15 protein-coding genes and 1 pseudogene are annotated in these 20,884 nt (G+C 59.3%); 7 read left to right on the top strand and 9 right to left on the bottom strand.

The window, feature by feature from the left end:
• Nucleotides 1–360: 360 nt before the first annotated feature.
• Both GVI59_RS13505 and GVI59_RS13500 read right to left on the bottom strand, forming a co-directional pair.
• On the bottom strand, nt 361–1,101 hold the full coding sequence (locus GVI59_RS13505) for a DUF72 domain-containing protein (RefSeq protein ID WP_173574733.1): 741 nt from the start codon (nt 1,099–1,101) through the stop codon (nt 361–363).
• 264 nt (nt 1,102–1,365) lie between these two features.
• On the bottom strand, nt 1,366–2,394 hold the full coding sequence (locus GVI59_RS13500; RefSeq protein WP_173574732.1) for an SDR family oxidoreductase: 1,029 nt from the start codon (nt 2,392–2,394) through the stop codon (nt 1,366–1,368).
• Nucleotides 2,395–2,735: 341 nt separating this feature from the next.
• On the opposite strand from GVI59_RS13500, the gene GVI59_RS13495 reads away from it, so the two are divergent.
• Nucleotides 2,736–3,518: an SDR family NAD(P)-dependent oxidoreductase gene (locus GVI59_RS13495; RefSeq protein ID WP_173574731.1), complete on the top strand. Its 783-nt coding sequence runs from the start codon at nt 2,736–2,738 to the stop codon at nt 3,516–3,518.
• Nucleotides 3,519–3,885: 367 nt separating this feature from the next.
• Nucleotides 3,886–5,136, top strand: a complete 1,251-nt coding sequence (locus tag GVI59_RS13490; protein ID WP_173574730.1) for an MFS transporter — start codon at nt 3,886–3,888, stop codon at nt 5,134–5,136.
• 559 nt (nt 5,137–5,695) lie between these two features.
• On the opposite strand, the gene GVI59_RS13485 is transcribed toward GVI59_RS13490, so the two are convergent.
• Nucleotides 5,696–6,676: an SDR family NAD(P)-dependent oxidoreductase gene (locus tag GVI59_RS13485; protein ID WP_173574729.1), complete on the bottom strand. Its 981-nt coding sequence runs from the start codon at nt 6,674–6,676 to the stop codon at nt 5,696–5,698.
• A gap of 119 nt (nt 6,677–6,795) precedes the next feature.
• Between GVI59_RS13485 and GVI59_RS13480 the strand changes: the two genes are divergently transcribed.
• The 3 genes from GVI59_RS13480 to GVI59_RS13470 all read left to right on the top strand — a co-directional run bounded on the left by GVI59_RS13480 (nt 6,796) and on the right by GVI59_RS13470 (nt 8,833).
• On the top strand, nt 6,796–7,377 hold the full coding sequence (locus GVI59_RS13480; protein WP_173574728.1) for an SbtR family transcriptional regulator: 582 nt from the start codon (nt 6,796–6,798) through the stop codon (nt 7,375–7,377).
• Nucleotides 7,378–7,687: 310 nt separating this feature from the next.
• Nucleotides 7,688–8,032 carry a hypothetical protein gene (locus GVI59_RS13475; protein ID WP_173574774.1) on the top strand — a complete coding sequence of 115 codons (345 nt, stop codon included), beginning with the start codon at nt 7,688–7,690 and terminating at the stop codon, nt 8,030–8,032.
• Nucleotides 8,033–8,170: 138 nt separating this feature from the next.
• Nucleotides 8,171–8,833 carry a hypothetical protein gene (locus tag GVI59_RS13470; protein ID WP_173574727.1) on the top strand — a complete coding sequence of 221 codons (663 nt, stop codon included), beginning with the start codon at nt 8,171–8,173 and terminating at the stop codon, nt 8,831–8,833.
• Nucleotides 8,834–8,929: 96 nt separating this feature from the next.
• Here GVI59_RS13470 and GVI59_RS13465 read toward each other — a convergent pair whose 3' ends face one another.
• The 5 genes from GVI59_RS13465 to GVI59_RS13445 all read right to left on the bottom strand — a co-directional run bounded on the left by GVI59_RS13465 (nt 8,930) and on the right by GVI59_RS13445 (nt 14,257).
• The gene (locus GVI59_RS13465; RefSeq protein WP_173574726.1) at nt 8,930–9,859 is read right to left on the bottom strand and encodes a hemolysin family protein; all 930 of its coding nucleotides are present in this window, start codon (nt 9,857–9,859) and stop codon (nt 8,930–8,932) included.
• Complete coding sequence (gene ybeY / locus GVI59_RS13460) at nt 9,856–10,449, bottom strand: rRNA maturation RNase YbeY (protein WP_173574725.1); 594 nt, start codon at nt 10,447–10,449, stop codon at nt 9,856–9,858. The genes GVI59_RS13465 and ybeY overlap by 4 nt, the downstream gene beginning before the upstream one ends.
• The gene (locus tag GVI59_RS13455; RefSeq protein WP_173574773.1) at nt 10,430–11,509 is read right to left on the bottom strand and encodes a PhoH family protein; all 1,080 of its coding nucleotides are present in this window, start codon (nt 11,507–11,509) and stop codon (nt 10,430–10,432) included. The genes ybeY and GVI59_RS13455 overlap by 20 nt, the downstream gene beginning before the upstream one ends.
• A gap of 68 nt (nt 11,510–11,577) precedes the next feature.
• Complete coding sequence (gene miaB, locus GVI59_RS13450) at nt 11,578–12,918, bottom strand: tRNA (N6-isopentenyl adenosine(37)-C2)-methylthiotransferase MiaB (RefSeq protein WP_194299145.1); 1,341 nt, start codon at nt 12,916–12,918, stop codon at nt 11,578–11,580.
• 280 nt (nt 12,919–13,198) lie between these two features.
• Nucleotides 13,199–14,257: a lysophospholipid acyltransferase family protein gene (locus GVI59_RS13445; protein ID WP_173574723.1), complete on the bottom strand. Its 1,059-nt coding sequence runs from the start codon at nt 14,255–14,257 to the stop codon at nt 13,199–13,201.
• A 173-nt stretch (nt 14,258–14,430) separates the two neighbouring features.
• Here GVI59_RS13445 and GVI59_RS13440 point away from each other — a divergent pair, with 173 nt between their 5' ends.
• Together GVI59_RS13440 and GVI59_RS13435 are read left to right on the top strand one after the other, a co-directional pair.
• Nucleotides 14,431–16,485 carry an autotransporter assembly complex protein TamA gene (locus GVI59_RS13440; RefSeq protein ID WP_173574722.1) on the top strand — a complete coding sequence of 685 codons (2,055 nt, stop codon included), beginning with the start codon at nt 14,431–14,433 and terminating at the stop codon, nt 16,483–16,485.
• Nucleotides 16,485–20,690, top strand: a complete 4,206-nt coding sequence (locus tag GVI59_RS13435; protein ID WP_173574721.1) for a translocation/assembly module TamB domain-containing protein — start codon at nt 16,485–16,487, stop codon at nt 20,688–20,690. Before GVI59_RS13440 ends, GVI59_RS13435 begins: the two co-directional genes overlap by 1 nt.
• 93 nt (nt 20,691–20,783) lie before the next feature.
• Here the strand turns inward: GVI59_RS13435 and GVI59_RS13430 are convergent.
• Nucleotides 20,784–20,884 (bottom strand): annotated as a pseudogene (locus tag GVI59_RS13430) (IS5-like element ISMex42 family transposase); the annotation flags it as partial.

The raw sequence follows: 20,884 nt of genomic DNA, 5'->3' as shown, positions 1-20,884 counted from the left end.
GTCGCCGTCCAGTGAATGATCGCTGCTTGCCGGGTGTCGATCATTTTCGTGAACTGCGATGGTTTGCGCTGGTGGGACACATCACGAAAGTATGGCCCACACAAAATGCTTGAATGTCATGCAGACATTTATGCGGATGATTGAGCGGTCTGACGGGTAAAGCGGCTGAACCACAGATCACTATCTTGATCGGTGTGAGCTATTTCAAGAACTGGCGTCTTGTTGTCATACGCTATGGCAAATTCTCAGTCGTCTCCTTCTCGGCTATCCGTCTCGCTGCCCAAGTTATGTTCTGACTATGAGTTCTGAGTCTGGTCAGCGTGGTTCGAAAGACACCGTTGGCGCACGTTGAGAGCGAGGTCAGTGTGTGTGTGTGTGCCCAGCAAGCCTCTCTATCAGTTGAAGTGCATTCTGTGGGGCAGCGCCATAGGTCGTATTATCGTAGATTGTCCAAACATCGGTGCCGAGTAAGGAAAGCGAATTAGTGACTTTCGCCTGTGCTTCAATGGCCTTTTCTCCATAGGGGGACTCATACATACGAGGTGAGCCATGCAGCCGGAAATAGACAAGGCCCTTCCAGCCGCCCGGTTGCGCTGCAAGCAGAGGTTTGGCCGGATCCGCCGCGACCCGTGAGACGTGGTGTGTTTCCAGCATATGGTCTACCTCAGGCAGGAACCAACTGGCGTGTCGCGGTTCCAAAACGATAGGGCTGGAAATCATGCCTTTCAATTCGTCGATGAAGTGTTCAGCCACATTTCCGGGATAGGCGAAACTTGGAGGCAACTGAACCAGAATGGACCCACGCTTTTCGCCAAGGCCGCCTGTTTCCTCTGCAAAGCGTTCGATGAGTGCTCCACAATCGATCAGACGACGTTCATGCGTGATTGTTTTGGGCAGTTTGACGGAAAAGCGGAACGAGGGAGGTACGCTCGCTGCCCAGCGCTCATAAGTCGTGCGTCGATGCGGTCGGTAAAAACTGCTGTTAATTTCAACAGCCGAGAAAAGTGCGCCATAACGTTCAAGATGTGTGCCGGTCGAGGGAAACCGGTCGGCAAGCGCGGACGGGATCGACCAGCCTGCGACGCCGACATGGATGGACATGGGCGGTTTCTCCTGTGACGGGCCCCGGTGATGGAACATGCTGCTCCAAGCGCGGAGGTTTTGCGATCCTGCCAGAAGCTGCAAGTGTATATTGAAACTGTTCAGGTAGAAGAAAATACTGCCGAATACTTTGCTGTCGGTAACGGCAATATTTTTCTCTTGTCGATTTCACAGGAATCCCAATGTCACGGCATGCCGGTGCTATGGGGATTGTCTTGTGTGATCAAGGATTTTCCAGAAACAGAGTGTCAATGTAAGTCAGGATTATGGAAGCCCGACGCCGCCATTCACGCCGATGACCTGACCCGTCATATAGCTGGACTCAGTGGAAGCCAGCTGAACGTAAACAGGCGCGATCTCGACCGGCTGGCCCGGGCGACCCATTGGCACATCTCCGCCCATTTTCTCGACATTTGCGGTCGTCTGGCCGCCACTGACCTGTAGGGCTGTCCAGAACGGACCGGGGGCAATGGCGTTGACCCGGATGCCGCGCTTGATGAGCTGCTTCGCCAGTCCTTTCGCAAAATTGGCGATTCCAGCCTTGGTTATCGAATAATCGAGAATGTTGGTCGATGGATTATAGGCGTTTGTCGACGAGGTGAAGATGATGGACGAACCGGGCTGCATATGCGGGATCGCTGCCTTGGTCAGCCAGAAAAGCGCATAGAGATTGGTCTTGAGCGTCCAGTCGAAATCCTCCGTGCTGACATCAAGAATGTCATCATGCGTATGCTGTCGGCCAGCGCAGTTTACGAAGATATCGAGACCACCAAGCTGCGTTACAGCCCTGGAGATGAGCTCCTTGCAGAACGCTTCGTCACGAATGTCGCCGGGCAGGCCAACAAATTTACGACCGGCCTGTTGCACCAGCGCCTGAACTTCCTTCGCGTCACTTTCTTCCTCAGGCAGATAGTTGATGGCGACGTCCGCTCCTTCCCGTGCGTATGCGATCGCGGCGGCGCGCCCAAGACCGGAATCTCCTCCGGTAATCAGGGCTTTTCGTCCGGCGAGACGTCCGTTACCGCGATAGCTCTGCTCTCCATGGTCGGGACGGGGTGTCATTTTCGAGGCCAGTCCGGGCCAGGGTTGGGACTGTGCGTTGAAAGGCGGGTGCGGGAAAAGGTTTCTGGGATCGGCAAGCGGAATGGCGGTTCCGCCGGGTGCGGTTGGTTCCGCCGCTGCTGCTGTGCGCTGGCCGAAGGTCGATGCTCCTGCCACAGCCGCAATGCCAGCGGCCTTGAACAGCTGGCGGCGTGAAGAATCATGATTGCGGCTGTTGCTATCGTCGGTCATCGACATTCCTTTCGTGTTGGGTGTCGCCATTTCACGGTGTAATTCCACCGCCCGAACAAGCGACATCCGTCCCCGACTTTGTATCAGGGACACTGTGGGAAAGAGCCGCTTGCAAGTGATCGCCTGCGGCTCCCCGAAAAATTGTTGCTGTTTTTCATACGCAGAGCGTCGGCATTCGTTCCGGTCCGACAGGGCAAAGCCGCCATGCATCTGATGGGCTGATCGTTGTCTTTTATCGATTTTCCGGAGTGGCTGCCGCTGGACATCCATCTGAAAAAGAAACCTAACGGGACCTGCTTTCGTTAATTGGCATTACCCATCCCACATCGCAGGAGATGAAAATGTCCGTAAATGAAACACGTCCGGATCATTCGACCTCTGGACGTATTCAGGACAAGGTCGCCGTCATTACCGGGGCGGCGAGTGGCATAGGCCGCGCAACAACGGAACGTTTTGCGAGCGAAGGCGCGCGACTGGTGCTGGCCGATCTCGATAGGGAAAAGCTGGATACACTCGTGGCGGACATAACTGGCCGTGGAGGGCAGGCTATTGGTGTCACAGGCGATGTCAGTCATGAAGCGGATGTCCGGGCTCTGATGGATCAGGCCGTCTCCCATTTTGGCAGAATTGATATTCTTGTCGCCAATGCCGGTATCATTCCTGAGGCCGATCTTGCGTCCGCCACAGTCGATCTGTGGGACCATACGATGGCGGTCGATGGACGCGGCATGTTCCTCAGTTGCAAATACGCCGCGGCTGAAATGGTGAAAGCCGGGAAGGGGGCGATCGTCTGCCTGTCTTCAATTTCCGCTTTCGCCGGCCAGCAAGGGCAGGCGGTGTATGGGCCTGCCAAGTTCGTCGCCTCGGGCTTGACCAAGCATCTGGCCATTGATCTGGCTGACAAGGGGGTACGTGTTAACGCCGTTGCTCCGGGCACGATCGACACGCCAGCCGTAGGCAAAATGGGCAAGGAAGGCATTGAAAAGGTGGTCGCCATGCACCCGCTGGGCCGGATGGGCAAGCCGGTTGAGATTGCCAACGCGATCCTGTTCCTGGCTTCCGACGAGGCTTCCTTCATCACGGGCGCCGTGCTGCCGGTCGATGGCGGATATCTGGCCCAATAACCTTTCTGTATCAGCGGACAGCAGCGGAGCGCGAAGAGCGTGCGCTCCGCTGGTCGGACGACATGCCCTTCGGACCCAATGAGTTCGACCAGAGCGGGGAAGGGGAGGTTGCATTGACGGCATAGCATTCATGCTTGCTGGAACGACCGGTTTCTTCGCCATATCAGCACCAGTTGTCACCGCTGCTCCAGACCCGGACAACCAGCTTCACTAAACACACTTTGATTGGTCGTCTGGAGTCCTGCCGGTTCTGTTTTCGCTATGCGAGACAGACCGCCATGGCGACGCGCCAGCCGCTATGGCGATATATGCCCAAGCTGAGATCGAGCAGTCAGATGCGGTCCAGAGACAATGATGATGGGGACCGATGATCAGCCATGAGACAGACACACTTCGCCGTCGGGATAATCTTGCCCTTGATGGTATCAGCTTTCTGCTGGCGGACGTACAGGACAATCTCGGCGCGTTCCTGACCGGCCTTCTTGCAGCCTATGGATGGCCGTCGTCCGATATCGGCATGGCGATTGCGTCGGGTGGCGCAGGAGCGGTGATTGCACGTCTGCTGGGGGGATGGGCGCTCGACAGGCTGTCTTCGCGCAGGCTCATCCTGGCAGGCTGCTGCCTTGTGACAATCTTCTCGGTCTCGGTCGCCGCTCTGTTTCCCGGCTTCTGGCAGATTGTCTGCATCCATTTTCTTGCCGGCGGCGCGGGAGCCCTGTTCTCGCCATTGCTGGCGGCGATCAGTCGCGAGACCGCTGGCCCCGGCGGTTATATGGCGCGTATGGGGCGCAATGAGTCGTTCAACCATATGGGCAACGCACTGGTCGCCTGCTTCATGTGCGTCGTGGGCACGATGGCGGGACCGCTCACACCTTTATGGGCCATCGGAGGACTGGCGGGAATCAGCCTCCTGCTAGTGGTGCGGCTTACAGGCCGAGCCGATGCGCAGGAGGCTGCGTCGGGTGCTCCAGAATCGGGTGTCGCAAAGGGGCGGAAAGTCATCCATGTGTTGACCAATGCTCCATTGCTCATCTTTCTGATCTGCCTCCTGCTGTTCAATCTGGCGAATGGCGCAACCGTTCCGCTCATGATTGAACGGCATGCCGTCTATCACTTTGGCAGTGTGCCTTTCATGACGGCCGTCTGCATTATTGTCGCGCAGGCGACCATGGTGCCGGTCGCCTTTCTGGTTGGACGGACTGCCGGATCATGCCGACGAAAACCGCTCTTTCTGGTTGCTCTGGCGATGCAGCCATTGCGTGATCTGATGGTTTTCTGGAGCGCCAGCTGGCCCGTCATGTGTCTGGCCCAGATTCTGGATGGCATCTCCTCGGGCATTATTCTGGTACTCTTTTATGCCATCATGTCGGATCTGGCGGAGAAGGGGGGACGTCGGAATCTGCTCATTGGTGTGGGACTTGCTGTTGGCACCGTGGGAGCCTTGCTTTCGAATTTTGTCGGAGGCTGGTTGACGTCCGCTTATGGGTTCAATCCGGCATTTCTGGCGCTGGCAGGTAGCGGGACCGCTGTCTTTTTCCTCTTCCTGTTTGCGATGCCGGAAACGCAGGAGGATGAGATTGCCTCGACGCGGCGGCCTGCTCTGACTGGATTACGCTAGGAGCGGCTGGTGGGGTGCCTGACGATCATTCTTCATATCCTTGCTGATTATTACTGGTCACGACTGGATTTCAGACATCTGGAAAATTAGCCAGCTTGTGGGAAGGCGGCGAAGGGGATTTTGTTCTATTGTTTTCCTTGCCTGTATCTGCATACAGGATGGTTGAGCTTAATCCCCGCCAGCACGATAAATTCTTGCCATGATCAGGATTTTTCTGATTGCACACCTCGCTCTGGACGAATGGAAAAGTGACTTCAGGAAGCATGACCGTTGTCTGTGACTCAGTTGTGCTTGTAACTCAGGTATGCGTGATGTTGTTGGACGCAAACGCGAAAGCGGACGCCAGAGAATAGACCGGGAACGTGTAAGCTGTTTTGAAATTGTAGCTCTGGCCCGGAAAGCGAAAATTTCGAGCATGGTCATCTATTGCACGCATGTCATTGCAGGAAAGCGCAGGAAGACATTTTCCGTCTCCCTGCGCTCCGGTCATATAAATCGGTAAATATCTGTCTGGATATCAGGCGTATCGCCAATGCCAGAAACAGGGGCCGCTCATGTCTCAGGAGAATTTTTCCCCAACCATTTCCTCGCTTTTTGCCCATAAAGCCTCAGCATGCACGGGATCAACTGCGTAGGCCCGCACGCCCTCACTGACCAGACTGCTTGACTGATCATCGGGCACGATGGGGCTTACGTGGCAGTCTTCGCAGTAATGACCGCCAACCTCGTCAGCTTCCGCCACTACGCCAGCCCAGACTGAGGTGGCCGCCCCCTGTGGAATGGTTTTGAACTGGAACGGCGGCTTGCCTTCAGCCGCAGCCTGTTCGTTGATTCTGGCCACCATCGCCTCAATGCCGCCTGCTGGCATATAGCGCGTCAGTTCGGTCAGGATGCCACCCGGATGGATCGCTGTGGCGCGCACGCCGCGTGCACGGTGTCGTGCATCGAAAGCAACGGCAGACAGGATATTGGCTGTCTTCGAGCGCCCGTAGGCGATGAATGGATCGTACGGAGTATGCTCAAAATTCGGATCGTTCAGGTCAACATCCGCGAAGCGATGTCCGGCCGAAGAGACATTGACCAGTCGGGCGCCCGTACGTATCAGTCCCGCGATCCGGTTGATGAGAACGAAGTGTCCCAGATGATTGGTCCCGAACTGCGTCTCGAACCCGTCCCTGGTATGGCCGAACGGCGTGGCCATCACGCCCGCATTGGCGATCACCAGATCGAAAGGGAGACCGGTGGCGTTCAATTGGTCGGCGCAGGCGCGAACACTGGTCAGGTCTGCAAGATCCAGAGCGACCAGTTCAAAACTCCCTTCTCCACGCTCCGCGTCTGCACGAACCTGTGTGGTAGCGTGTTCTGCCTTTGTCAGGTTACGAGCGGCCCCCACCACCTGCGCGCCGTGCGCAGCAAGAGCGCGCGCGGTTTCAACGCCCAGACCGGCAGAAACACCCGTCACGAGGACACGTTTGCCCTTCAGGGATACGCCGGAGAGCACATCTTCCGTTGTCGAACTCGCGCCAAAAATCTGTGTCATGGAAGGACTCCTTGAAAGGATACATCCGTTTTTGCCGAGGCGGCAGTCAGGATGTTATATGGAGCATGGCTCCGCTTTGTATATGCGGAGGAATCCTCCGCTTAACAAGAGGGAAACTGGTGACCGACGAAAAAAAGCCGCCCCGCCGGCCGCGCAGCGATGGGCAACGCAACAGGGAAAACCTGCTGACAGTGGCCAGGACAGCGTTCACTGCGGGGGAAGTCGATATCGCGCTGGATGAAATTGCCCGTCGTGCAGGGGTGGGGATCGGAACGCTTTACCGTCACTTTCCCAATCGCGATGCGCTGATCGAGGCGGTTTATCGGATTGAACTGGACCGTCTTGCCGAGGCTGTGCCGGCCCTTGCCGCGCAGCATCCGCCGGTGGAAGCCCTGCGGGCATGGATGCGGTTGTTTGTGGATTATATAGCCGCCAAGCAGATGATCGCTCCTGCCCTCAATGGGCTGGTTGGAGGAACGAGCGCACTTTATGCCCACTCCAGCACGGTTCTCCAGAACGCAATCGACCAGCTTATGACGACCGCAGTCGCGAGCGGCGACATGCGTAATGACGTCGAGCCAATCGATCTGCTCAGGGCTCTGGCGGGTGTTTCGAACTATTCGGCCGGTCCGGGCTGGGAGAACAGTGCGAAGCGCCTTGTGGACATTCTCATCGCCGGATCACGAACCTCGGCATCGTAATGCACGGAGAGTCCTACCGGGTATAATCATCTACCGTGCAGTTATGGGGCCGTCTCATAAAGGTTGAGATCAAGCCGCTTTTAGGGGATGCAACTGTCCGTAAAATAGACGATGGCTGCCCCGTCTTCTGTAAGCGAAGTGAACTCGTATTATGTTTCAGGGCAGGTTCGGCTTATCTGTCACGACACCCTATGCTTTGTCAGATTTTATGGATATTGGATTACGCCGCATGCGTTACCTAACATATGACTTGTGTTCTAATGACCGGGGATGAAACGTGATCGTTCAGGATCATCCCTGGTTCTGCGATATGCCGGAAAGCCTGCGTTATATGAGGGCCGAGGATCTGCCTCGCCCCTTCATCGAAAAAGGCATTGTGTTCATCCTTCCTGACAGGTTGAGGCATTTTCGAAAGAATCTTTATCACGTGCGCAGACGTGACGCGGAGAATTCCGCCACCTACGCCCCGTTGTTCAGGGCAAGATGTATTCTGGAGAGTGAACCTCATCCGGAAGACATGCTGGGTCCGTTTGATGTCTATCCCTTTTATACGAAGGTGGCGCGCAACCGGCGGCATTACCTTGATTATTACATGCTGTTCCTGTTTGACGGGCAGCCGGATTTCGCGCGGTTCCGGGAGCTTGCCGGAGAATGAATGGCTCCCTTCACACTGTGAGTGATTGACCAGTGGGAAACCGAAGGTTAGGCAGAAACAGGTTTTTATCGCCTCGCAGTCAAAAGGCGGCGGGGTTTCTCCTGTGGCCTGACAGGGATATTTCCGCGAGTCAAACCGATGAAATCTTATATTCCCGTTGTTCTGACCGTCTTTCTGGCCGGATGTTCCTATACCGTTGACCCGCTGAAGAATTATTGCGCTGAACCGGCAGTGGACCAGTCAATCGTCGCGATTGCCAATGCGCCAACAGCAATGCCTGATGTAGTGACCAACAAACCGGCAAGTCCGGCAACGGCCTTTACCGATGGCGCCATCAAAGGGCATCTCTTCGGCTCTCATTATCAGGTTCTGGCGTGCCACGGCACTCTCGTGCGGGCAGATGGCACGAAAGAGCCGGGTATCGCCGTAACGCGTTTCCACGGTGGGCCTATCGGCTGGCGAGATCTGTGGTTCCAGCCTTCCTCACCAAATACGCTGAAAATCTGGGCGTCTGACGCCGATATCGCGGCCTACAAGAAAAAGCAGATTGCAAACAAGCTGGCCCATACGCCTGCTCCCTGCATGCCTTATGCGGAAGATCTGTTTCAGGGAACGAAGCAGACGGGACTGTCTTCCGACCAGCTTCGCAGCACGCTCTACAGTTGCCTCGCCAGTCATGGTGTAAAACCAGCGGTGCCCCCCAGCGGCATTGATCATGTCTATTCCGAGGGGTATCCGGAATTTTTCGTGCCGTATTACCTTGAGCCCGAAGCGGAAATCAGCGGCTACCTCCTGTATTGAGGAAGCCTGAAGGCATCAGCTTTCGGAAAAAGAAATCCTGCGGGGACGGATGAAAGCCTCTTGATGAGGTTCTCGTCCGTCCCTGCGTTTCCTGTGTCAGCTTTCGCTGCTGCCTGCTCCCGTGCTGGCGGAAGGCGTCTGAATTTCAGCCGGTTTTCTGACGCGAACCTTGCGGATATGACGGGCGTCAGCATCCAGAACGCGGAAAACGAAACCGCTTTCATGGTTGAAAACTTCACCGCGTGTCGGAACATGACCTGCAAGCCGGAAGACCAGACCACCAATGGTTTCGATCTCCGCTTCCCGCTCGGTTTCCGTCAGGATCGGGCCGATCTGTTCCTCGAACGTCTCCACCGGGCAACGGGCGTCCACGTCAAAAGAGCCGTCAGGCCGTTCGACAATCAACGCGACCGTGGGTTCGTCATGTTCGTCGGAAATGTCTCCGACAATCGTTTCGACCAGATCTTCAATAGTGACAACGCCATCGATCCCGCCATACTCGTCGATCACAAGCGCCAGATGGACCTGTCGTTGCCGCATCATCAGCAACAGATCAAGCACCGGCATCTGCGGCGCGATCATCAGCGGCTGACGTAGCAGCGTTTCAAGATTGAACGCCTCACTCGTGCCGACATAGGCGATCAGATCCTTCACGTGGATCATGCCGACAATATCGTCGAGCTGCCCGCGATAGACCGGCATACGCGAGTGGTTCTCACGCCGCATCATCGCCAGTGCGTCGTCGAGACTGATATCGACGGGCATCGCCACAATGTCCGCGCGCGGCACCATCACGTCATCAGCGCTGGTTTCGCGCAGGCGCAGCACATTGGCGATCAGCGCCCGTTCCTGACGGTCCAGTTCAGGCGCTTCATCACCGCCTTCGCCAGCATCAGCCGCTTCCTGCACCAGTGCGGCAATGGAGTGCCGGACGCCCTGTTCTTTCTTTCGGCCGAAAAGGGAAAACAGCCCTTTTCGGGTCTTCTGCGACCCGTTCACGCCGTTGGAATGGTCTGTGTCGCTCATGTCCGGGATTTCCACGGGTTGGGAAGGCCCATCATTGCCAGAACGCGGGCTTCCTCCATCTCCATGCGTCGCGCATCTCCGGCTTCATGGTGATCATGCCCGCTGAGATGAAGGACACCGTGCGCGATCAGATGCGCCAGATGATGCGCAACAGGTTTTCTGGCAGCCTTGGCTTCCCTGCACACAACACCCAGAGCAAGGATGATTTCACCACCGGGATAACCGGGCGGCGGCTCGAATGTCAGGACATTGGTCGGCTTGTTGCGGCCGCGATGACGCGCATTGAGCTTCTTCACGACCCTGTCCGAGGACAGGACGATCGTTTCCGGAAGCACAAGGGCTACTCCGGAAAAACGGCGCTCCATCCAGACGAGACTGGCGTCGCTGGCGCGTCGCACCAGACGCTCTACATGGGGGACGGCAGCCCGCCACCCCGTGTCCTCGACAATGATCTCGGGACCATTGTCATCTGTTCCGGTGTCCTCCTCCCACTGGGTGGGAGGGAAGGGGAAGAGCCCGGCCCCGAAAGGGGAGGGCTCGCCGTCTGCCGCGCTCTGGAGAGCGCAGCTGTCAGTACTTGGCGGTTCCATTGTGCTCCCGGCGGAATCTCTGGTTGCGGGAGGTCTCCCGTTCCACCGTCTTCTTGTCATCATACGCATCAACAATGCGCGCGACCAGTCTGTGCCGCACAACGTCTCTCGCGTCAAAGCGATTGATGGCGATACCCTGCACGCCTTCCAGCGTATCGAGCGCGTCCTGCAGGCCGGAAGTCGTGCCGGACGGCAGATCAACCTGACTGAGATCACCAGTCACGACCATGCGTGTGCCATTACCCATACGGGTCAGGAACATCTTCATCTGCGCGGGCGTCGTGTTCTGCGCCTCATCGAGAATCACATAGGCATGGGCCAGCGTGCGGCCACGCATGAAGGCGAGGGGCGCGACCTCGATATCGCCGGTCGCCATGCGCCGGGTCACCTGATCGCCGGGCATCATGTCATGCAGCGCGTCGTAGAGCGGGCGCAGATAGGGGTCGATCTTTTCTTTCAGGTCGCCGGGCAGGAAGCCCAGCCGCTCACCCGCTTCGACAGCGGGCCGTGACAGGATGATCCGGTCCACCTGACCGGACTGCAACATGGCGACTGCCTGCGCGACCGCAAGATATGTCTTGCCGGTTCCGGCAGGGCCGACACCGAACACCATCTCGTTGCGGGCCAGCATCTCCATATAGGCGGCCTGACCCGGTGAGCGCGGCTCGATGGCGCCCCGGCGGGTCCGGATGGCCGGGAGATCATTGATCATCAGCCGAGGACCGTTGCTCGGCTTCGTCTCGACTTCGGTGGCAGCCTCCGGTGCTTGTCCGGGAACCTGATCGCGCAGGGCGGCGTGAATGTCGGAGAGACGGATGGCGGCGTCGATCTCATCCGTGTTGATCGGCGTGCCGCGTTCCAGCTTGCGGTAGAGGGTCGTCAGCGCGGAGTGGGCGAGCGCCGTGCGACCCGGTTCACCTACAATCGCAATCCGGTTGCCCTTGCAGGCAATGCGCACTCCCAGAGCTTCCGCCATGTGACGCAGATGCCGGTCGTGATCACCGACCAGCTGCGCCAGAAGGGCGTTATCTCCGAACTGAAGGGTTGTCGTGCGCGACATGTCCCTCGCTGGAGAAGGGGAGGAGCCCTTGTGACGGGGCTGGGAGGTTCCGGGTGCGATGGGCTGGGTCAAGCGGGCATACACTCCTCGACAAGCGTTCCGACCAGCGAATTGCTGCGTCGTTCTGTGATCAGGACAGGAAGAGTCCTGCCGACCAGATCATCCGGTCCATCGACATGAACCGGCTGAAGCCATGGGGACCGGCCGACCATCTGGCCCGGCTTGCGGCCCCGACCTGTAAACAGCACTGGGGCTACGACATCGACAACAGCCTCGTTGAAGGAATCCTGTTGTTCGCGCAGCAGCGCCTGCAATGCCTGAAGACGCTCGTCCTTGACGGCTTCCGCTACCTGCAACGGCGCACCTGCCGCAGGCGTTCCCGGCCGGATCGAGTATTTGAACGAGTAGGCCAGCGCGAACCCGACATCGCGGATCAGCTGCATGGTCGCCTCGAAGTCCTCGTCGGTCTCACCCGGATGCCCGACGATGAAATCGGAGGACAGGGCCAGATCCGGACGCACGGCCCGCAGACGATCCACAAGGTGGCGATATTCGTCCGCCGTATGTCCCCGGTTCATCGCCTTGAGGATTTTATCCGACCCCGCCTGCACGGGCAGATGCAGGAACGGCATCAGCGCGGGCAGATCACGATGGGCCATGATCAGGTCATCGCCCATGTCGCGTGGGTGGGAGGTCATGTAGCGGATACGCTCCAGTCCCGGAATCTCCGCCAGCGCATAAGCCAGTCGGGCGAGGCTCCATGTGCCGCCGTCCGGACCTTCGCCATGATAGGCGTTGACGTTCTGCCCGAGCAGGGTCAGCTCGCGCACGCCGCTGGCGACCATGCGTCGCGCTTCCGCCAGAACGGAGGCGACGGGACGGCTGGCTTCCGCACCGCGTGTGTAAGGCACCACGCAGAACGAGCAGAACTTGTCACAGCCCTCCTGCACCGTGAGGAAGGCTGTGACATTGCCTGCCGTCTGGGGCGCTTCGCTATCAGGAAGAAAGTCGAACTTCTGCTCGGCAGGGAAGTCCGTGTCGATCACGGACCCACCGGCGCGAGCGGCGCGGGCCACCATCTCCGGCAGGCGGTGATAGGTCTGCGGTCCGAGCACGATGTCCACATAGGGCGCGCGCTTGAGGATCTGCTCACCTTCCGCCTGCGCGACACAGCCCGCCACGGCCAGAACGGTCTGCCGGCCTTCCGTGCTGCGCTCTTCCTTGATGTGACGCAGCCGCCCGAGTTCGGAAAATACCTTCTCGGCGGCGCGGTCACGGATATGACAGGTGTTGAGAATGATCATGTCCGCCTGCGCGGGGTCATCCACCGGCGCATAGCCAAGCGGGCGCAGGACATCCGTCATGCGGGCGCTATCGTACACGTTCATCTGGCAACCCCACGTGATCATATGCAGGCCACGGGTGTTGGAGCGGGTGGGGAGATCAGTCGTCACAGTTCAGGCTCGTTCCGGCACGCCGCCGGACCATTCCGTGCGACGGAGGGGAGGAATCCTGATTGCGGGCGTCCGGGTCAAGGGCAGAAGCTCATGACGCCGGAGGCAAAGGACGAAGAAGCAGAAGAAGTGCGAAAGGCAATCAAGCCATGGACCTCTCTTCACGCTGGGGTTGCGACCAATGTGACTTGGCCAGACCTTCAGTTCCCATCAGGCGAAAGATACAAAGGGTTTGTCAAGAAAACCTTTTGTTTTCACGGTTCCGTGATGAATTGGCCGGTCCCCTGAGCCGCACCTGCCATTCCGGCGGATCGGGCTCGTCATTCTGGCGGAGACGGGCGGCGCCGTTTGTTACGGCGCGCCATGTCGCCTGCGCCAGCGCCTTCCGACTCGGGAAATCATCGGGGTCGAGAGGGGGGTGCAGCAGCACGGTGGCGCGCATGGATTTCCGCTTCACCAGTTGCCAGACGTGAGGGCCGAGATCCATGTCGCCATACCAGGAAAACACGGTGCGACGGGCCTTGCCGATGCGAAATCCATCGAGTCTGTCATAGACGAGTGACACAGGCTGGATCAGAGGCGTCATGCCGGGCGGAAAGTCCGGGAGCATCTGGGACGCTTCCGGCTCCCGCAGGCGGGGCGGCTTCGCAATGGCGAAAAAGGCCGACATGAATGGAAGAACGCGTGATCCGTCGGAGGACGTGCCTTCCGGAAACAGCACGAGATTGTCGCCATTCGCCAGACGGGAGGTCATTTCATCACGCTCGCGGCCTGTCGTGTTGCGCTGGCGACTGACGAAAATGGTGCGGCCGATCTTTGAAATCAGCCCCATGATGGGCCAGTGCTCGATGTCGCCCTTGGCCACAAAAACGGAGGGCAGGACGGTGCCGAGAACCGGCACGTCGATCCAGCTTGAATGGTTGGAGATGTAGATGATCGGCCGCTCTCCGCGGACCCGCGACTTCGGTCCCGTGACTCCGCCCGCCCGACGTCCGATGACGTTGATCTTCAGGGACAGCAGTCGGCACAGGACGCCCCAGATCACCCGTGTCCAGCGGATCTTGGCGTTGCCGGGGACAAGCAGAAGCACAGCCTCGAACCCGACGGAGAGAGGAACCCATACCGTGATGGCGAGGAGTCTGCTCACGCCGCGGATACGCCGGAAAAGGCTGCGTTGCGCCTGCTCCCGCTCTTTCGCATCGATCCGGTCGAGCTCGTCGGCGTCGATCCGGAACGGGGCGCCGCGTCTTTTCATGTGGGACAGGGAAGAGGAGGGGTTAGCGGAGGCGCGCATATACCTCTCCGTCCGGGAGGGAAAGAAGGAGTGATGGGTGCATCCCTTTCCATACCCTCAAATCACGAATTTCGACAACGGATGACAATCGGACCAAAAAAACGACATAGATCATTATAAAAAGGGCTGGATGCACCTCGTCGATTGGGGAAAATCTTGTCATTAAGGGTTTGATGTCCGCCTTCGCAGCCTCTCCGCCAGTCTCCCATGCGCACAAGAAGAAGTGCGGACACGGAGAGCCCAGAGTTGCACGCCGCCGCTGGTTGCGTGATGACAGGTCATGGTGGACGGTGGCGTCTGCTTTCGTGGTCCTTCTGAACGTGGCGCAACCCACCCTTGCAGCCAGCGGGGACAGCAAGAAGCAGAAGGAAAAGACGCCGGAGCCGATCGGCCCGACGGTTTCCTATACGACGAAGATCGAACCGACGGGCAATAGTGATATCGACGCCGCTCTGACGTCTTCGTCCGATCTGCTGAGTCTCCAGAAAACGCATGCTGTCGGACCGTTCGCCCTCGCGGGGCGAATCAGGAATGAATACAGTCGCCTAAATACGGCGCTCGAGAGCTTCGGCTTTTATGACGGCAAGATCACCATCACGGTGGACCGCCCGAAGGGCGCTCAGGTGCCGCCGCAGATGTCCATGGACGGGCAGGATATCGGTCTGCCGCTCTGGCTGGCCTCCATGCCGTCAGGACAGGCCCTTTCCATCAGGATCACCGCAAAGGCCGGGCCGCTCTATCATGTCGGTTCCGTGAAGCTCGTCGAACCGGAAACCAAGAAGCCGGTGTCTCTCTCTGAAAGCGAGCAGAAGGCGTTCGGGATGAAGACTGGCGCGCCTGCGGTCGCCACCGATGTGTTGCAGGCCGCGAACCAGCTGAATGATACGCTCAGGGAGGAAGGGCATCCGCTGGCCAGGGTCGACGTGCCGACCGCATGGCTGCAGCCGACCTCCAGAACGCTCGATCTGATGTATCCCGTCACCATCGGACCAAAAGCCGATATCGGAAAGATCACCCTGAACGGGCTCGACTACACCAATCCCAGATTTGTCCGCAGACGTCTGACGATTGCGCCGGGACAGCTCTACCAGCCTTCCAGAATTGAAGATTCAAGGCAGGATCTGGCTTCTCTTGGAATCTTCTCCACGGTGGGCGTGAAGGATGCGCCCAAGCTGGCCCCTGATGGCAGCATGCCGCTGGCCTTCAGTTTCAAGGAAGCCAAACGTCACACGGTCGGAGCCGAGGCCGGCTATTCGACGGACCTTGGTGGCCGCGTTGGTGCGTCATGGACGCATCACAACCTCTTCGGCAATGCTGAACGTCTGAAACTGACGGCTCTGGTCACGGGTGTCGGCGGCACGGCCCAGCAGGGGTTCGGCTATGATGTGTATGCCGATCTCTTCAAACCGGATTTTCCCGGCCGTCGTCAGAACGCCAGTTTCAGGGTCGAAGGAATCCGGCAGCTTTTCTATTCCTATCGCCAGACAGCCATCATTTTACGAGGCGGTATCGTCCGGGAGCTCAGCAAGCGCTGGAATCTTTCCTACGGACTGGCGGCGGAACAGGAAAAGATCGAGCAGTTCGGTGATACCCGTGACTATTCGCTTATCTTTGCGCCCATCAGCGCCAACTATGACAGTACCGACCTGCCTTCTCCTCTTGATCCGGCAACGCATGGCGTGCGCATCTCCCTGAGCGCAACACCATCCGCTTCCTTCGATCACGGCACCAGCTTCTTCGCCCTGCTTCAGGCCAACGCCTCGACCTATTTCGATCTTGCGCGACTGGGCCTCACACAACCGGGTCGAAGCGTCTTTGCGTTTAGAGGAATTGTCGGCAGCGTGCAGGGGGCTTCCACCTACGATATTCCCCCCGATCAGCGGCTGTATGGCGGTGGCACGGCGACCATTCGTGGTTTCCGGTATCAGGGCGTAGGACCGCAGTTCCCCAACTCCAAATATGCAATCGGCGGCACGTCGCTGGATGCCGGAACAGTCGAGTTCCGGCAGCGTTTTTTCAAAAGCTGGGGGGCTGCGGCCTTTATGGACGCCGGGCAGGTGGGATCGGGAAGCGCGCCCTTTACCGGCACCGTGCGCGTTGGAGCGGGTGCGGGGGCACGGTATTTCACGCCCATCGGACCCGTGCGTCTCGACATCGCCGTGCCGCTTAACCGTCAGCCACGCGGCGACAAGTGGGAACTCTATATCGGTCTGGGAGAAACCTTCTGATGTCCGAAACGACACCTGATACTCCCCCGAAAAACCCACCTAAGCCGCGTCGTTCCCTTGGTCGCCGCATCGCCAGAGGAAGCGGGATCGCCGCCGCCTCCGTCGCAGGTCTCGCCGCGCTGGTTGTCGGCGTTGTTCTTGTCGGTGCGAATATTGATCCGGGGCGTCACTTCATCGAACGGGAAGCAGCGTCACTGACCGGTAATACGGTTGTCGTGACGGGTTTGAGCGGACGCTTTCCAGACGCGCTGAAAATCGCGCATATCGAGCTGCGTGATACAAAAGGCGTCTGGCTCACCATCGAAAATCTGCGTCTCGACTGGTCGCCGCTCCGTATGGTCGGCCGCACGGTGCATGTCGATCTGCTCAGCTGCGACCGGCTGGCCCTGCCGCGTCTGCCAGTCAGTGACAGCTCCAAACCCGCGACGCCCTCCAGCGGTCCGACCAAAACCGGCCTCGGGATCGACATCAAGGCGGTGGACGCCAGACGGATCGAGGTGGGCGCGCCTGTCGCAGGACTGGCGGCGGCCTTCTCCCTGCAAGGTCATGCAGCGGCTCCGGAACTCGATGCGCTGATCAATGGACTGTCCCTCAAGGATCTTCCGAGGGCCGATATTCTGGTCGATCTGAAACGTCTTGATGCAGACGGAGCCTTGAAGGTCGCGGCAAAGACACAGGCGCGCGCGTTGACGCTCGATCTGACCGCTCAGGACGGCAAGGACGGCATCGTTGCGGGACTGAGCAAGATGCCGGAGGTCACGCCGGTCTCTCTGACCCTGCATCTGGCTGGTCCCACGGACGCAGCCGCTCTCGATTTCGGCGCGCAGGCGGGGAGCATCACCAGCACGGTGAAAGGCAAACTCAACCTCGTCGCCAATACGGCTGATGTCGCCGCTGCTCTCAACGCGCCCGCCATGTCGCTCAGCGACAGCATCGGTTGGCAGTCCATTGCTCTGGCTGCGAAACTGAGTGGTCCCTATACCGCCCCCGCCGGAACCGGAACGCTGACGGTGAAGCAGCTTGCGGCTGGCGGCGCGCAGGTCGGAGCCCTTGATGTGAACTTCGACGGGATGGGGCAGGGTGAAACTCTCGATCAGCTGCATCTGCATGCGGCGGCGTCCGGACTGCGCATTCCGGGCAGTTCTCCCACCCTGCTGGCCAGTGCGCCCTTGCAGCTGGACGCCACATACGCCCCCAACAGTCCGACAGCTCCGGTTGTGCTGGCGCTGACGCATCCGCTGCTTCAGCTCAACGCACAGTCCGATACGAAGCCCGCCATCAGAGGGAATGCGACCCTCAACCTGCCTGATCTGGCTCCTCTCGCGGCGGCTGGCGGGCAGAAGCTGGAAGGTCACGCCGATCTTGCAGCCAACTTCGCGTTGCCGGAAGCCTCCGGGGACACGACGACGGTGGCTCTGACCGGCAATATCGCAGCACTTAAAGGACTTGAACAGGCGGTCGGTCTGATCGGTCCGACCGGCAAGCTGGCGGCGCACGCGACCCTCACCAGGAAGGATGACGGGCAGACCATTCATCTCGACACATTCACGCTTGATGGCCGTAAGCTGCATCTCACGGCCAACGCCACAGCGAATACAAAGGATAGCAGGACCACGCTGGATGCCGCACAGGCCAGCCTGTCGCTGACAGACCTGTCCGCAGCGGCGAAGATGCTGCGCGGCACGGCCAGACTTGATCTCGACGCCTCCGGTCCAACGGATGATCTTTCGGCGAAGGCGCATCTCGCCAGTGACTTCGGCACGGCCACGATGCCACGTGGTCCGATTACACTTGACCTTGACGCCGACCATCTGCCCTCCGCGCCGACAGCGCACCTGACGGCGGGGGGCACGCTCGATAAAGCGCCGCTGAACGTCGATCTGGCCGCAACGCAGGACAGGGACGGCAACCGGACCCTGAAGATCGCCAAACTGGACTGGAACAGCGTGCATGGGGATGGTGCGCTGGAACTGCCGTCCAAACGCAAGATCCCGCTCGGCACATTTGACCTGAAGGTCGCCAGACTGGCGGATCTGAAGAACCTGATAGGCCAGCCTGTCAGCGGCACGCTTGCCGCCTCGCTGAAAAGCACGGCGGCCACCGACAGCAGTCCGCTGAAAGCCGCGATCAACGTCACCGGCGATGTGGCGATGTCTCCTTACCGTATCGGCGCGCTGAAGCTGACCGGGTTCGTCAACGATCCTGAAGGCGCGCCCAGTGCGGACCTGTCCCTGCAACTCGACAGGGTTGCGGCGCCTTCCATTGCGGGCGGTCTGCGGGCGACGGTCAAGGGACCGCAGAACGCGATTGTCGTCGATGCGAACGGTAAGTTTTCCGAATTGTATGGCGCTCCAGCCGCTCTCGATCTCGCCGCCGTAGCCGATATTCCGGAACAGACTGTGCGGGTCAGCCGTCTGACAGCCAACGCCAAGGGCGAATCCCTGAAACTTGAAGCGCCCGTCAGGGTTTCCTACGGCAAGACGCTGGGTGTTGACCGGCTTCGCGCCACGGTCGCGCCACCCGGCGTGGCTCCGGCCAGCATCGACATTGCCGGCACAGCCAAGCCCGCGCTGAATCTGACGGCCACGATCAGGAATGTGACGCCTGCACTGGCCAAACCCTTTGCGCCGACATTGCACGCAACCGGCTCCCTGTCCGCTGACGCCAAGGTGACGGGCACGCTCGCTGCCCCCCGTGGCAATGTGCGTCTCGATGGTCACGGCCTGAGGATGATGTCCGGTGACGCGGCCTCACTGCCACCTGCCGAGATTGCCGCCACAGCCGATCTGGCAGGAGCGACGGCCCGCCTGAACGCACATGCCAGCGCCGGTCCGAAGGTCAATCTTTCGGCGGACGGAACCGTTCCGACATCCAGAACCGGACTGATCAATCTGCATACACGCGGCAATCTGGATCTGTCCCTCGCCAACGCCATGCTGGGCGCAAGCGGACGACAGGCGCTGGGGATGGTCAATTTCGACATGACCGTAGGTGGGACCGCAGCACGTCCAGCGGCGCGCGGTTCACTGACGTTGCACAAGGGCGATATCCAGGATTTCTCGCAGGGTCTGCATCTTTCGGATATCGAGGCGTCCGTTCTGGCTGAGAATGACCGGCTGGTCATCCAGTCCTTCACCGCTCAGGCCGGAAAAGGCTCTCTGGCTCTCACCGGAACGGTCGGCGTGTTCTCACCCGGCATGCCGGTCGATCTGCATCTGACCGCAAGCAAGGCGCAGCCCGTCGCCAGCGATCTGCTGACCGCGATCATGGATGCGGATATCACTGTTAAAGGACAGGCTGATACCCGCATTGATGTGGTGGGCGGCATCAGGCTGCCTCATGTGGAAGTCAATATTCCCAATTCCATGCCGAGTTCTGTCGCGACGCTGAATGTTATCCGACCCGGCGACAAACCGCCGGAGGCTGAAAACAAGGTTGCTGAACGGGTCATCGGGCTGGATCTGAAACTCACCTCGCCGGGTGAGTTCTTCGTGCGTGGTCATGGTCTGGACGCCGAAATGGCCGGACTTCTGAGCGTGAAGGGCACGGCGGCCCAGCCTGTTGTGGAAGGCGGCTTCAACATGAAGCGCGGTCTGTTCAGTCTTGGCGGTATCACGCTGAACTTTACAAAAGGCCGTGTCGGGTTTGACGGCACGGGCGTGACCCACAAACTCGATCCGACGCTGGACTTTGTCGCGGAACGCAGTGTCAGCGGCCAGACGGCCATGCTGAAAGTGGGTGGTTACGCCAGCGACCCGAAGATCACGTTTGAATCCATTCCGTCCCTGCCACAGGATCAGGTTCTGGCAATGCTTCTGTTCGGAACGGACTCGCATTCACTGTCCACCACGCAGATGGCGGAACTTGGCGCGGCTCTGGCGACCATTGCGGGCGGCGCTGGTTTTGATCCGCTTGGGACCGTCCGCAAAACCCTCGGTCTGGATCGTCTGGCCATCGGCGGCGGTTCAGGTGTCGGCAACGGCGGGGCCAGTGTCGAAGCAGGCAAGTATGTGATGAAAGGCGTCTATGTCGGCGCGAAGCAGGCGACCTCCGGTAGCGGCACTCAGGCGCAGGTGCAGGTCGATCTGACCAAGCACCTGAAACTCAACACAACGGTCGGCACCGGCGGAAACGTGACGGGCTTCACCACGCCGGAAAACGATCCGGGAAGCAGCGTGGGCGTGTTGTGGCAGTATCGGTATTGAGGGGGAGGGTGCTTTTTGGAGGAAGAACGGAATGTTGGCTGTCGGAAAGAATAATCGGAAAGCTGACATTCGCATGAAAGACGCTAGGGCCTGTTAGGTCTTGATATAGTCTGCTGTAGCAGCGATGAGGATGACGGAGAGGAAGGATGCGGCGGTTTTCTCATATCGGGTCGCGACAGCCCGCCACTCCTTGA

Origin of the sequence: Acetobacter sicerae (assembly GCF_011516765.1) — a bacterium.
Taxonomy (GTDB): Bacteria; Pseudomonadota; Alphaproteobacteria; order Acetobacterales; family Acetobacteraceae; genus Acetobacter; species Acetobacter sicerae.
The sequence above is the reverse complement of the archived record's forward strand: the minus strand, read 5'-3'. Positions and strand labels throughout refer to the sequence as shown.